Source organism: Henriciella barbarensis (assembly GCF_003576345.1).
GTDB lineage: Bacteria > Pseudomonadota > Alphaproteobacteria > Caulobacterales > Hyphomonadaceae > Henriciella > Henriciella barbarensis.
The window spans coordinates 149,979-163,321 of the sequence record NZ_QWGB01000009.1 but is presented as its reverse complement, the minus strand read 5'-3'; the positions used below and the strand labels follow the sequence as shown (position 1 = coordinate 163,321).

14 protein-coding genes and 1 pseudogene are annotated in these 13,343 nt (G+C 60.0%); 11 read left to right on the top strand and 4 right to left on the bottom strand.

Going from position 1 to position 13,343, the window contains the following annotated elements; all coding sequences use genetic code 11:
* Nucleotides 1–67 precede the first annotated feature (67 nt).
* The 6 genes from nadD to D1224_RS13825 all read left to right on the top strand — a co-directional run bounded on the left by nadD (nt 68) and on the right by D1224_RS13825 (nt 5,182).
* On the top strand, nt 68–643 hold the full coding sequence (nadD, locus tag D1224_RS13850; protein WP_119380602.1) for a nicotinate (nicotinamide) nucleotide adenylyltransferase: 576 nt from the start codon (nt 68–70) through the stop codon (nt 641–643).
* An 81-nt stretch (nt 644–724) separates the two neighbouring features.
* Nucleotides 725–1,090 (top strand): ribosome silencing factor, encoded by a 366-nt coding sequence (gene rsfS / locus D1224_RS13845; RefSeq protein WP_119380546.1) that lies wholly within the window; start codon nt 725–727, stop codon nt 1,088–1,090.
* Nucleotides 1,091–1,106: 16 nt separating this feature from the next.
* Nucleotides 1,107–1,571: a 23S rRNA (pseudouridine(1915)-N(3))-methyltransferase RlmH gene (locus tag D1224_RS13840; RefSeq protein WP_119380545.1), complete on the top strand. Its 465-nt coding sequence runs from the start codon at nt 1,107–1,109 to the stop codon at nt 1,569–1,571.
* A gap of 68 nt (nt 1,572–1,639) precedes the next feature.
* Complete coding sequence (locus D1224_RS13835; RefSeq protein WP_119380544.1) at nt 1,640–2,452, top strand: SDR family NAD(P)-dependent oxidoreductase; 813 nt, start codon at nt 1,640–1,642, stop codon at nt 2,450–2,452.
* A 160-nt stretch (nt 2,453–2,612) separates the two neighbouring features.
* Nucleotides 2,613–3,293 (top strand): TorF family putative porin, encoded by a 681-nt coding sequence (locus D1224_RS13830; RefSeq protein ID WP_119380543.1) that lies wholly within the window; start codon nt 2,613–2,615, stop codon nt 3,291–3,293.
* Nucleotides 3,294–3,433: 140 nt separating this feature from the next.
* A complete protein-coding gene (locus tag D1224_RS13825; protein WP_182482309.1) occupies nt 3,434–5,182 on the top strand; it encodes a cation:proton antiporter domain-containing protein in 1,749 nt (582 codons plus the stop codon).
* A 99-nt stretch (nt 5,183–5,281) separates the two neighbouring features.
* On the opposite strand, the gene D1224_RS13820 is transcribed toward D1224_RS13825, so the two are convergent.
* Nucleotides 5,282–5,809, bottom strand: coding sequence for a GcrA family cell cycle regulator (locus D1224_RS13820; protein WP_119380541.1), 528 nt, complete (start codon nt 5,807–5,809; stop codon nt 5,282–5,284).
* A 230-nt stretch (nt 5,810–6,039) separates the two neighbouring features.
* On the opposite strand from D1224_RS13820, the gene D1224_RS13815 reads away from it, so the two are divergent.
* The 3 genes and pseudogenes from D1224_RS13815 to D1224_RS16880 form a co-directional block, all read left to right on the top strand.
* Nucleotides 6,040–6,879 (top strand): ABC transporter permease, encoded by an 840-nt coding sequence (locus D1224_RS13815; RefSeq protein ID WP_119380540.1) that lies wholly within the window; start codon nt 6,040–6,042, stop codon nt 6,877–6,879.
* A 47-nt stretch (nt 6,880–6,926) separates the two neighbouring features.
* Complete coding sequence (locus tag D1224_RS16800; protein ID WP_119380539.1) at nt 6,927–8,756, top strand: ABC-F family ATP-binding cassette domain-containing protein; 1,830 nt, start codon at nt 6,927–6,929, stop codon at nt 8,754–8,756.
* 36 nt (nt 8,757–8,792) lie between these two features.
* Nucleotides 8,793–9,038: pseudogene (locus D1224_RS16880) on the top strand (PAN domain-containing protein); the annotation flags it as partial.
* A gap of 230 nt (nt 9,039–9,268) precedes the next feature.
* Here the strand turns inward: D1224_RS16880 and D1224_RS16650 are convergent.
* Nucleotides 9,269–9,658, bottom strand: a complete 390-nt coding sequence (locus tag D1224_RS16650; protein WP_119380538.1) for a hypothetical protein — start codon at nt 9,656–9,658, stop codon at nt 9,269–9,271.
* Between the two features lie 136 nt (nt 9,659–9,794).
* Between D1224_RS16650 and D1224_RS16645 the strand changes: the two genes are divergently transcribed.
* Nucleotides 9,795–10,007, top strand: a complete 213-nt coding sequence (locus D1224_RS16645) for a hypothetical protein (protein ID WP_147372401.1) — start codon at nt 9,795–9,797, stop codon at nt 10,005–10,007.
* A 6-nt stretch (nt 10,008–10,013) separates the two neighbouring features.
* Here D1224_RS16645 and D1224_RS13795 read toward each other — a convergent pair whose 3' ends face one another.
* On the bottom strand, nt 10,014–10,247 hold the full coding sequence (locus D1224_RS13795; protein ID WP_119380536.1) for a BolA family protein: 234 nt from the start codon (nt 10,245–10,247) through the stop codon (nt 10,014–10,016).
* A gap of 79 nt (nt 10,248–10,326) precedes the next feature.
* Here D1224_RS13795 and D1224_RS13790 point away from each other — a divergent pair, with 79 nt between their 5' ends.
* Nucleotides 10,327–11,298, top strand: coding sequence for a M20/M25/M40 family metallo-hydrolase (locus tag D1224_RS13790; protein WP_182482307.1), 972 nt, complete (start codon nt 10,327–10,329; stop codon nt 11,296–11,298).
* A gap of 77 nt (nt 11,299–11,375) precedes the next feature.
* Here the strand turns inward: D1224_RS13790 and D1224_RS13785 are convergent, their stop codons facing one another.
* Nucleotides 11,376–13,250, bottom strand: coding sequence for a M2 family metallopeptidase (locus tag D1224_RS13785; RefSeq protein WP_119380534.1), 1,875 nt, complete (start codon nt 13,248–13,250; stop codon nt 11,376–11,378).
* Nucleotides 13,251–13,343: the final 93 nt, after the last annotated feature.

Here is a 13,343-nt window from a genome sequence, read left to right as displayed (position 1 = left end):
GACAGAAGACATCACACTGACCTTACCCTCCCCCTACCTGTCCCCTGTGCGCACGCTGCCACCGGCAATGACGACCCAGCGTATCGGCCTGTTTGGCGGCTCATTCGACCCACCCCATTCTGGCCACCTGCATGTCGCCAAGACAGCGATGAAACGGTTGAATCTTGACTGGATCTACTGGCTGCCAGCCAGCGGCAACCCGCTAAAATCCAAGCCTGCAGATTTCTATGACAGGCTCCACGCCGTGCGTGAGCTTGTCGGCAACCACCCGAAGATGTTCGTCAGCGATTTCGAGCATTGGGCGGGGCTACGATACACGGCCGACGTCGTACGAGCGTTCACGGCCAATTGCCACGGCGCGAATTTCGTCTGGCTCATGGGCGCAGACAGCCTTCAGAATTTTCACGACTGGAAGAACTGGGAATCAGTTGCCTCGATGCTGCCGCTCTGCATCGTTTCACGCCCTGACGCAGGTCCACGCGCGCTCAGCTCCCCTTTCGCCCGCCGGTATGCTCACGCACGCCTGCCCGAAAGAGATGCGGCGCTGCTTCCACACACAGCGCCGCCAGCCTGGGTGTTCCTGAAAGCGCCGTTCGACGCTACCTCTTCGACGCAACTGCGGGCCCACGCGCAAAAAGGCTAGAGCCGCTAGGCCGCGCATGTTATGAAGGGTGTTGTATTGAGAAAAAAGGAATAAGCCCTGCCCTCTTCCAGCCCGCAGCCATTGAAGGCCGCCAAAGCCAGTGCTGATGACATTCGCGCGCTTGCCGACTCCGTCATCAACAATCTTGAAGATGATAAGGCCGAAGACATCATTTCGATCGACCTACAGGGAAAGTCTTCCCTGGCAGATATGATGATCATCGCATCCGGCCGCTCAGCACGTCACGTCGCTTCCATCGCCGATCATCTTTCCCAGAGCATGAAGGAAATCACGGGCCGTCCTGTTAAGGTCGAGGGCCTGCCGAATGCCGATTGGGTGCTTCTCGATATTGGTGACATCATTGTACATCTCTTCCGCCCGGAAGTGCGCAGCTTCTACAATCTGGAGAAGATCTGGGCAGACGACAGCGCGCACGGACACGCCTGATCGGCGGTCCTGAGACGTGCGTATCTCGATAATCGCGGTGGGCCGCGTCAAGAAAGGCCCCGAACGCGAGCTCTTCGACGACTATATTGACCGTTTCAGAAAAGCCGGGCGTCAGCTCGGCTTTCGAAGTGCTGACCTGATAGAAGTCGATTCATCCGGCGGCCTCGACGCAGAGGCTGACCGGCTTCTCGGGAAAATCCCCACCGGCGCCAGAACTGTCCGGTTGGATGAGTTTGGCGAGCAGTTCACCTCCACCGCATTTTCATCCTTCCTGTCGCAGGAGCGCGATAAGGGCCTGACAGACATCTGCTTCCTGATCGGCGGGGCCGAAGGCTATGGCGCAGCGGTTCGCGAGGCTGTTCCACAAACGATGGCATTTGGCGTCCAGACCTGGCCGCACCGTTTCGTGCGCGTGATGCTGGCCGAACAGCTTTACAGGTCCGCAAGCCTCGAAGCAGGACTTCCCTATCATAAAGCCTAAGCCGTCCGATTGACGCCGCAGGCCTCTCCGGGCCAAGTGGCGCAAAAGCAACCGGGAAGGAAACAGGCATGGCTGACACGGATCTGGCAGGGCGCAAGGCAATCGTAACGGGCTCGGCAACAGGGCTTGGCCGCTCCATTGCGCTGCGTCTCGCCGAGCGCGGCGCCGATGTGATTATCAACTGTACGCGCAGCATAGCCGATGGTGAAGCGACAGTAGCCGCCTGCAATGAAGCTGGCGCACAGGCCCAGCTTGTGGCGGCAGACGTCTCCACCGAGGAAGGCGCACGCAAGCTTGCCGACGCGGCCTCCGCCTGGGGCCGCCTTGATATTCTCGTCAACAATGCAGGCATCACCCGCCATGCCCGCGACCATTCCGACCTCGACGCCCTCAGCCGCGAAGACTTTCTCGACACCTATGCCGTCAACGTCGCCGGACCGTTTCTGGTCATGCAGGCCTGCAAGCCACTCATGGTAAATGCGTTTGAGCAGACAGGCCGTGCGTCGACCGTTCTCAACATTTCGTCAATTGCGGGGGTGACCGGGATCGGCTCTTCGGTGGCGTATGCAGCAACCAAGGGTGCGCTCAATACCATGACCCTTTCACTTGCTCGCGCACTCGCGCCTGCGATCCGCGTGAATGCAGTATGCCCCGGTTTCATCGGCACGCGTTGGTTTAAGGACGAAATGGGCGCCGACCAATATGAGCGGCTTGAGGCGAGCGTTGCCCGCTCCACACCGCTCAACGCTGCCAGCGGGCCGGACGATATCGCGGACTCGGCCATGTTCTTCCTCACCGACGCGTCACGCCACGTAACTGGCGAAACTTTGCTTGTGGATGCAGGGACTCACCTCGGTTACGCCCCTCTAGCTGCGAGATAATCGCCCCGATCAGCACCTTAAGCAGGCGATTTTTGCGTCTTGTGCCTGATTTTCGTGCTGCGGCGCAAAATTTTGCGAACGCGATTACTTCGTCATGGCTGACTTTTGAGCACCCCTCCAGTCTGCACCTCGTGATGAGGATGCAAAGGAGGTAGTAACAATGTTCAAATCATTCACACGTCTCGGGGCGCTCGCCGCTGCAACAGTGGTCATGGCAACACCTGCCCTCGCGCAGGAAGAGGGCGAATGGAGCGGCAACGTTACGCTCACATCGAACTATGTCTTCCGCGGTATTACGCAGACCGACGAAGCTCCGATGGTTCAGGGCGGCTTCGACTGGGCGAGCGACAGCTTCTATGTCGGCACCTGGGCGTCTGGCGTTGATTTCGGCGATGGAACGTCCACCGAGATCGACCTGTACGCAGGCTGGACGCCGACAGTCGGCGCATTCGACCTTGATCTCGGCGTCATCTATTACTGGTATCCGGATGCACCAGATAATCCAGAGCAGAACTTCTTCGAAGCCTATGCCGGTGCGAGCACCACGCTTGGCGATACGCTCGAAGTTGGCGCATCAATCGCTTACTCGCCTGAATTCTACTATGAGATCGGCGACGCCTTCTACTACGCCGGTAGCGTTGCGCTTCCCATCAATGACGTCTTCTCGGTTGATGCGACGGTCGGCTATTCCGACTTCGTGGACGCTGGCGGCGACTATACCGACTATTCGCTCGGCCTGACGACGTCGTTCGAAGGCTTTGACCTCGACTTCCGCTTCATCGCTACCGACGATGACTCGCTGGATGAGTACTTCGTCGTTTCCATTGGTCGCTCGCTCTAGGAACGATTTGAGCTCCGCACCACACGGTAAGCACTGAAGAATTCGTCTTCCCGTCTAACAAGAGACCGCCGCTTCAATCGAAGCGGCGGTCTTTCTTTAGTCATACAATGGTCCAATATAGTGGCCAGAGGAGGATTGGCATGGCGGACCCCGCAACAACACCAGTTGACGCACTTATTCCGGCCATGACGTTGCTTGCGGCGGGCGGCGCCGCAGCACTGGTTTCCAAAGCCCTCAAACTTTCACCGATTGTCGGCTATCTCGCCGTTGGTATCCTTATGGGACCGCACGTTTTCGGCCTCATGGAGGAAAGCTCTACAACGCACCTCCTGGCAGAGTTGGGCGTGGTTTTCCTGCTGTTCGACATAGGCCTGCACGTTTCCCTGCGCGAGTTGAAAGAAAGCCAGCGCGACCTGATGGGTCTCGCGCCTGCACACCTTGTGCTGACAAGCGTGCCGTTCACGATTGCGCTCACCCTGTTCGGGCTCGACTGGCCAATCGCCCTCGCACTTGGCATATCATTCGGACTCTCATCAACGGCGGTCGTCTCACGTGTCATGGTGGAACGCGGCCTCGGCTCCTGCCCGCTTGGCAGGTCCACGACGCACGTTCTGATCTTTCAGGACATCGTCGCCATTTTCCTGCTCATCTTCGCAAACTCTCTCGGAGCGGGCGGCGATGGCATGCAGCTGGCGCTCAACCTTGCGAAAGCAGCCGGCCTCGCCGTGCTCGCCTTCATCGTAGCCTTTGCGGCCGGTCGCTATCTCATGGGCCCGATCTTCAAGGGACTGGCACAGACCCGAAACCAGGAAGCCTTCACCGCTGTCACCCTGTTACTCGTTCTAGGTGCAGCCTCTGCAACGGCGTTCCTTGGCCTCTCACTAACGCTGGGCGCATTCCTGGCCGGTCTGGCAGTTTCAGGGACGGCTTTCCGACATCAGGTACAGATGGAAACCGGCCCGTTTCGCGGCCTCCTTCTTTCATTCTTCTTCATGTCGGTGGGGCTTTCGGTAGACCTTGGCGTGCTTATCAGCCGTTGGCCCGTCGTGCTCGGTGTCACGGCCGCAATCTTGTTGGTTAAAACACTCACCGGCTTCGCAGCCGCACGCCTCAATAAGTGGAGCAATCCGGGAAGCGTGCAGCTTTCCTTCCTGCTGGCGCAGGGGTCTGAGTTCACGCTTGTTGTGTTGTCCATTCTCGTGATGACAACCGATGCCGTTCCCCCGGCACTCGACACCATTGCGGTCGCCTCCATCGCGCTTTCACTCGCCGCCGCCCCGTTCTGGGCTGCCGGCGGCATGCGGCTCTCGCGCAAAGTCGCAAACATGCTGAAAGGCCAGACCAGACCGATCAACGAGATTACACCGATCGGCCCCGATCGCCCCGTCATCATCTTTGGCATGACCCAGGCCGGCCGCCTCGCAGCCGACGCGCTTTTCGATCACGACATCCCTCATGTCTGCCTGGACGCAGAACCGGAGCGTTTCGTTTCCGCGATCGCTGACGGCTATAAGGTCGCTTTCGGCAATGCCGCAAATCTCCGTCTCGTTGAAGCCGTCGCTGGGCCGAGCCCGCGCGCCGTCATCATCGGTGCGCCGCGCTATGAAGTTTCGCGCGATCTGACCCCTGCGGCGCAGCGCGAATTTCCAGATACGCCGCGCTTTGTTTCAGTCGACAACGAGGCCGACCGGCAAAGGTTCGCCAATCTCGGCATGCGCGCCTGGCTGTCCATGGGTGAGCCTAAAGGTATCGAAATGGCAGCAGACATCCTGCGCCAGCTGGGCGTGGACGAAGAGAAAGTCGCCGACTGGGTGTCGCGTGAGGCTGATCGTTTCGAAGTCGATGGCCCAAAGAATCTCGGTGAACCGGTCGAGACTGAGGCGGCCTGACCCGCTGGATGCGCCTGAACTGGCTCGTCTCCTCTATCATGCACAAAAAAAGCCGGGCGCTTTTGCACCCGGCTTTCTTAAGTTCGTTTGGTCGAGTGCCTAGCCAGCGATCTTGCGGGCCGCCTTGTCCTCAACGCCCTTGCGTTCGCGCTTGCGCTGCGGCTGAAAGGCCACTTTCGCATGCTCCGTGCAGTACGGACCACAGTCCGACTTGCGACCACAGAAGGCAAATTGCGGATCAGCCGGATCACCAATTGGCCATTTGCACATGGAGTCTCGCAGGGTGAGGATCGTCGCTGCTTCGCCATCCGCGACGGGCGCCGGTGTCAGAGCTGACAGGATTGCGTGCTGATCGGAGCGACGAATCCGGCTTTCTTCTGGCGATGTCGTTGGCGTTTGAACCTCGACCGTACCCGTGTTCTGGATCTGCGGCTTCGGCCGCGCCAGGCGCGGCGGGCGTTTTACTGGACGTGACGGGGTGGCGCGGCCTGACAGGCCGAGACGGTGAACCTTGCCGATCACAGCATTGCGGGTCACACCCCCAAGTTGCTTTGCGATCTGGCTGGCTGAGTGACCTTCTGCCCACAGTTTCTTCAGAACGTCGACTCGATCTTCGGTCCAAGACATTTGGATGGCCTCCTGGCGTTGTGCGACCCTAGATATAGTGACGGCCCGTTTTGGCCGTCGTGCTTAACACCTACATATCGTATCTGAGGCGAAACGAAACACAACATGATGATCAGAGTTCTCCACAACCTTTCTATATGTAGTATGGCCTTGTGGATAGAATCGAAAAATCGTTCTGCGAGAAGTTTTTAGCTATCGTCATTGCCCAGCTGAGCCCCTAAATAGCGCCCATGAGCGATCAGATTTCTGCAGATGCCCGCCCGCTTCCCGCCCCGCCGCGCAACTATGGTGCGATCAACTGGATCGGGCTCTGGACCCTTTATCAGCGTGAGGTTGGCCGCTTTCTGAAGGTCTGGATGCAGACCCTCTTCGCGCCCGTCATCACGACGCTTCTGTTCATGACAGTGTTCAAGCTCGCCTTCGGAAACCGCGGTGAGCTGACAGGCGACTTTGCCGGTCTCGACTATAATGCCTTTCTGGCCCCTGGCCTCATCATCATGTCGATGCTTCAGAATGCCTTCCAGAACACCTCGTCATCGCTGACAATTGCGAAGGTACAAGGCAGCCAGGTCGACTTTCTGATGCCGCCCCTTTCACCGCTGGAACTGACGCTGGGCTTCATCTTCGGCGCTGTGACGCGCGGCCTGATGGTCGGCGTGATCGGCGGCCTCGCCATTCACTTCTCCGGCCTTGCGGACCTAAACATCTCAATGATCTGGCCGATCATCTGGTTCAGCCTCATGGCGACGATTTTCCTTGCTGCCCTTGGTGCCATTGCTGGTATCTGGGCTGAGAAATTCGACCACCTTGCTGCTATCACCAATTTCGTGATCGTCCCCCTCACCTTTCTGTCGGGCACGTTCTACGACATCAAGGTGCTGGTTGAACCTTTCCAGACCGCCGCTCATTTCGACCCGATCTTCTATCTGATCGATGGTTTCCGGGCCGGATTCATCGGGGTCTCCAACTCTTCGCTCATGACGGGTGTCATAGCTTCGGCGGCCTTTACCTTCGCAGCGTGCCTCTGGGTCTGGTGGCTGTTCCGGACAGGCTACAAGCTGAAGTCCTGATGAAGCTGGCTTGACGGGACCTGCCCGCAGGCCGCACCTCACACGCCATGGCAGACCTTCCCATCCTCCGGCTCGCAGATGTCGAGCTGACCTTTGGTGGCACACCGATTTTTACAGGTGTGACCTTCACCCTTGCACGCGGTGAACGCGCAGCGCTGGTCGGGCGCAACGGGGCAGGAAAATCCACCCTGATGAAGCTGGTGACAGGTATACATGCGCCTGATGCGGGCGATCTCTGGCGCCAGCCAGGTGTAGAAGCCGCGACCGTGGAGCAGGAGCCGGACCTTTCGGCCTTCGAAACAGTTCTCGATTACGCTGCAGAAGGCCTCGAAGCGATCTGGATGGCCGAGGCCGAGCTGGGCCTGTTCGGTATCGATCCCGAAGCTGACCCTAAAACGCTATCAGGGGGTCAGATTCGGCGTGCCGCCCTCGCCCGCGCCTTCGCCTGCGACCCGGATATTTTGCTTCTGGATGAGCCGACGAACCACCTCGACGTACCCATGATCGAGACACTGGAAACGCGCCTGAAATCTTTCCCCGGCGCTGTGCTTCTCGTCAGCCACGACCGCCGCTTCCTGGAAAACGTGACGACGACGACGCTCTGGCTGCGTCAGGGCAAGGTCTGGAAGTCGCCCAAGGGCTATGCCGAGTTTGATGAGTGGGCCGCCGGCATCGAGGCTGAAGAGGAAAAACAGCTTCAGCGGATGAAGACCCATCTGAAGGAAGAGCAGCACTGGCTCGCCCGCGGTGTCACGGCGCGCCGCAAGCGGAACATGGGGCGCCTGTCTCGCCTACACGAATTGCGCGCCGAGCATGCCAAGCAGAAATCCCTGGTCAATGACGCAAAGTCTACCGCTGGCCTCAGTGCCGAAAGCGGCGACAGCCAGAGCCGCAAGGTGCTCGAGGCGTTCGGTATCTCGAAGAGCTTCGACGACACGGTCATCGCGAACGACCTGTCGCTTCGTATCCTCAAGGGTGACCGGATCGGCATCGTGGGCCCGAACGGGGTCGGCAAGACGACGCTTCTCAAGATCCTGCTGGGAGAGCTTGCGCCGGACAAGGGCTCTGTAAAGATCGGTCAGACGCTGAACGTCACCTATCTCGACCAGACGCGCGACACGCTGAAGCCCGACGAAACGCTTTGGGAAGCACTAACGCCGGCAGGTGGTGACTCCATCATGGTCCAGGGCCAGCCAAAGCATGTCGCCGGATATGCCAAGGACTTCCTTTTCTCGCCCGAACAGCTGCGCCAGCCCGTGTCGGCTCTATCAGGCGGTGAACGCAACCGGCTAACCATGGCGATCGCCCTCGCCCAGCCTGCCGACGTTCTCGTCCTCGACGAGCCGACCAACGACCTCGACATGCAGACGCTCGACCTGCTTGAGGAGATGCTGAGCGACTATGACGGCACGCTGATCCTCGTCAGCCACGACAGGGCCTTCCTTGATGCCATTGTGACGAGTTGTCTGGTGCCGATGGGCGGTGGACGTTGGGTGGAAACCTCTGGCGGCTGGAGCGATGCGGCTCGGCAAGTCCCGTCGCTCACGACACGCAGAGCCGCAAAACCAGCCGACAAGACACAGAAGAAGCAGGCCGCCACGCCCGCCTCTGGTGGCTCAAAGCGTGAAGCCAAGCTCTCCTTCAAGGACAAGCACCGCCTGAAGGAAGCCGAGGCTGCCATGCCTCGCCTGGGCGCGGAGATCGAAAAGCTGGAAAGCGAGCTTTCCGATCCGGACCTCTTCAACAAGGACGCGGGCCGCTTCCAGAAAGTCAGCGACCGCCTCGCGGCTGCACGCTCTGAGCTTGAAGAAGCAGAAATGGTCTGGCTGGAAATCGAGGCCCTTAAAGAAGAGCTTGAGAAGGGTGCCCAAGCCTAACCACCTCTTAATCCCTGCCGGTTTATTCTGGCATCCATGAAGATGTCACTCTCTGCCGCACCCGATCTCCGGGGCCGCCTAACAGCACTTGCCATCCTGACAGTCGGCCTGGCAGCTCCAGCCCTGGCCGACAGGGCCGTTGAGACAGACAGTTACCGGGTCGGCCAAACCTACTCGTCGGAACGCGCGCGCGGTTTACAGGCTTGCGCCCAATCCTGCGCCGAGGATCAGCGTTGCGTGGCCTGGTCACTGACACCACCAACTTTTCGCGTTGGCCCGCGCTGCGAGCTGAAGAGCAGTGCCGGGCAAAGCCAGGCGCGCCCTGGCTACACGTCGGGCCTTAGAGGCGTCGGCGCCGCACCGCAGATAAGCCGGGCTCCTACCCAATCTGTCACTGCTCCCCAAACGCGGGCCGCAAGGTCAGACGTGCTGGCGGGCGGATATGCGCAATCTCGCCAGACAGCCGCCAACCGCACATCTATGCCGCCGTCTCCCGATGGTGCTGCAACAAGTCATATGCTGCCCACCCCGGTATCGCCATCTGCGCAGCGGGCGCCTGTACGCCGCCAGGTACAGCCGACGACGCGGACGCAACTTGCCAGCAATACGACCACCCGTCCGGCGACGACCTCTGTCGCCTCACGGGCACGCACACAGCAGGCAAGCCGCCAGCCAAGCGCATCGACACCTACGATCACCAGCCGCGTAACGACCCGTCCTGTCCAGCGGCCCGCAGCCACCGCGGTCGCAGCGCAGCGCCCGGCAACTTCATCCACGCCGACCCGCACGGTGACGCGCCGGACTGTCTCGTCCTCAATGCCTGCGCCAACAGCAACCCAGTCACAGGCCGCTGCGTCCGCAGCGGCACGTTCGAATGTCTCGCGCGCCGCCTCAACCAGCACGCAGCGTCCAACCGCCCCCGCGACGACCTCAGCAGTAGATACGCGCCCGCCCCTGCCCCGCCCCAGCCGGCTGCCGACCCTGCCAACCCCGCTGCAGCGCAATGGCACGGCTTATTCCGTTCAGCGCATGGGCAACATGCCGGGCGACGCTGAGGCCGCCGCAGGTTATGTCAACGGCTTGCCAGCCAATGCCCGCGTAGAGCCAATTGCCCGCAACAATCGCGAGCGTGAGCGTTCTTCAGATGATGAGAATGGCAGCGACGAAGATGCCAGCTGGCCGGAAGGATATCCTGAATATCCCGATCCGCTCGGCGGCCCGATTGGCAGCACTGTTTTGGACGAGGACTAGGCCCGCCTAGTCAGGCGCGCGCGTCTTGAGCGCAAGCGCATGCAACTCGCCGCCCATTTCCCCCTTGAGAGCCGCATAAACCATCTGGTGCTGGCGCACGCGCGGAACGCCCTTGAATTGCGGCGAGACGATTTCAGCCTGCCAATGGTCATTATCCCCGGCAAGATCCGTCAGCGTAATCTCCGCCTCCGGAAAGGCGTCCTTCAGAAAGGTCTCGAGGGTCTCGCGGTCCATTGCCATGACAGTCTCCTTTGTCGCTCGCACATGGCGGCCAATGGACCTATGGTCAAGACAACTTGCCATGGAGTTCTCAGCCCTGATGATCAGACCCTTTCTCGCAGCGGGCCTTTTGGCCGCCGCCTGCTCCAGCCCATCTGCGACCGACCCTGCCCAACCTGAAACAGGTTTTAGCGCTTCTCCCTATACCGTACAGTTCCATGACAGCACGCGAGCCCTTGCCGCGCTGGAGACACTTTCTTCGGACGAATTTGGAGGCCGTCTGACCGGAGAGCCGGGCAATGCAAGGGCGCGCGCGTGGATTATCGACCAGCTCGACGCACGCGGTGTCACGCCTCTGCTTCCAGGTGGATATGAAGCCCCTTTCGACACGGCAAGCTTTTCCGAGATGAAGGGCGGCGTCAGCGGCACCAACCTTCTCGCCGTCATCAATGATCAGCCGGGCGCGCCCGTTATCGTCATGTCAGCCCATTACGATCATGTCGGCATGGGCGAGAACGGCATCTATAATGGTGCCGATGACAATGCGTCCGGCGTGGCGGCGCTTTTGGAAGCGATTAGCTGGTTTCAGCAAAACGCGCCCGAGACAACGCTCGTATTCGCTTTCTTCGACGCCGAAGAAATGGGGATATCTGGCTCAGCTGCCTTCGTACACGACCTGCCTGAACAGATTGAAGACCGGCTCGCCTTCAATCTCAATCTCGACATGGTCTCACGCGCGGACAAGGGCGAGATCTTTGCTGTTGGCACCTATCACTATCCTGAGCTGGTCCCGGTTATCGACGCGGTCGCCGCTGAAACGCCGCTGACCCTCAGCAAGGGGCATGACAGCCCTGAATGGGGCAATCAGGACTGGTCGACCCTATCAGATCATGCGCCCTTCCTGCGCGCGGGTATCCCGATCATCTATCTCGGCGTCGAGGACCATGCCGACTATCACAAGGTCACAGACACGTTCGACAGGGTCGATCCGGATACGTTTGCGCGGGCCGTCGACACCGTGTTGATGGTCGCCGAAGCCATTGATGAGCACGTTGCCAGCGAAACCGAATAGGCGGGCGGCTCGCAGCCAATAAAAAGCCCCGGACGATCGCTCGCCCGGGGCTTTTCAGTTTCTAGTGGGAGACGCCCCTATTCCCAGCCGCAGCTGCGGCCTTCATTCTGCTCTTCGAGATGGTCAATCAAAGGATCGAAATACTCGATGATCGCAGAGCCATCCATTTCACGCGTGCCAGTGAAGGTCTCCAGCACGTCCGGCCATGGCTCGGAAGCGCCCATCTCCATCATCGCATTGAAGCGGGCACCGACTTCCTCGTTTCCGTAGATCGAGCAGCGATGCAGTGGGCCATCCCAGCCGGCCTGCTCACAGGCAGCCTTATGGAACTGGAACTGCATGATGTAGGACAGGAAGTAACGCAGATACGGCGTATTACCCGGAATGTGGTACTTCGCTCCCGGATCGAACGCGTCCGCCGGACGTGGCCCCGGCGGGACGATGCCCTGATACTGCGTGCGCTTTGCCCACCATGCGTCGTTGTAGTCAGCAGGCTGCGTTGTGCCGTCCAGCACATCCCAGCGCCAGCTATCGACAGTAATCGCAAATGGCAGGAAGGCGATCTTGTCGAGCGCGGTGTTCATCAGAAGCGAGATGTCAGCTTCTTCGCCCGGCACCTGATCCTCGGTGATGAGACCAATATCGACCAGATAGGACGGGGTGATCGAGAGCGAGATGAAATCACCAATCGCCTCGTGGAAGCCGTCATGGGCGCCGTCCTTGTAGAGGTAGCCGACGTCCTTATAGGCGCGCTGGTAGTAATTGTGACCCAGCTCGTGGTGGACGGTATAGAAGTCCTCGGCATTCACCTCGGTACACATCTTGATGCGCACGTCTTCCTCGTCATCAAGGTCCCAGGCGGAAGCATGGCAGACCACTTCGCGGCCTTCCGGACGCACGATCATGGACCGCTCCCAGAAGGTTTCGGGCAGCGGGTCAAGGCCAAGAGACACGAAGAATGCCTCTGCCGTCTCGACCATCTTGATGGCATCATAGTCAGCCGCGACCAGTTCGTCGGTCAAATTGTAGCCCTGCCCTGGCAGGCCTTCCGGCTCGACCAGCGGATAGATGCTCGACCATTGCTGCGACCACATATTGCCGAGAAGGTCAGCGCGGATCGGGCCCGTGGCGGGCTGGACATCGTCGCCATACTCTTCGTTGAGCTCTGCGCGCACATAGCAGTGCAGCTCTTCATAGAGCGGTGACACCTGGCTCCATAGGCGGTCGACTTCAGTCGCCATTTCTTCCGGCGGCATGTCGTATTTCGACAGCCACATCGTTTTTAGATTGTCATAGCCAAGCTCGGTCGCGCCTTCATTGGCGATCTCGACCATGCGGGCATAGTCATCCTTCATCGGCGGCGACACGGTGCGCCAGCCTTCCCAGACGGCCTGCAGCTCTTCCGGGTCGCGGCTCGTCTCGATGATGGTCGACAGCTGGTCGAGGTTCAGATCCTCGCCCTTATAATTAAAAGTGCCGGTGCCATACGTCGCTTCGAGACCAGTCATGATCTGCGACAGCTCTTCGGCTGCGCCTTCGGTCGACGGGGCTGGAATGGTGACGGCGGACTGAAGCCGCTGCATCTTGCGCGCGAGATCTGCTGGCAGGTCGACATCATTGAACCGCTTGGACTCATTGGCGAGCGAGACAGCCATTGTCGTTGCGCGGGCACCCGCCTCTGCAGCGGCGGCATTCGTCTCGTCAGTAATGTTGGTCGCCTGCTCCCAGAAGATCGGACCGATCTCCTTGGACATCTGTCCAAACTCTGCGTCAGCGCGCTCCAGGAAGGCGCGGGCTTCTGCAACTTCAGTGCTCTCTGCCTCGACCGGGTCGCCTGCCATTGGCGGCACCGGCACTTCGGCTGGCGGCACTTCTGCGGTATTGTTCGTACAGGACACAAGCAGTGCCGCGCTTAGCGCGAGCACACTGGTGGAAATCAGACTGGTTTTCATTGGGGAACCTCCATTATGGCAGCACCGAAGCGCCAGCCGCATGAAAGGTCAATGCCAGAGCGGAGGGAAGTTCAACCCGTGCGCCGAAACCAC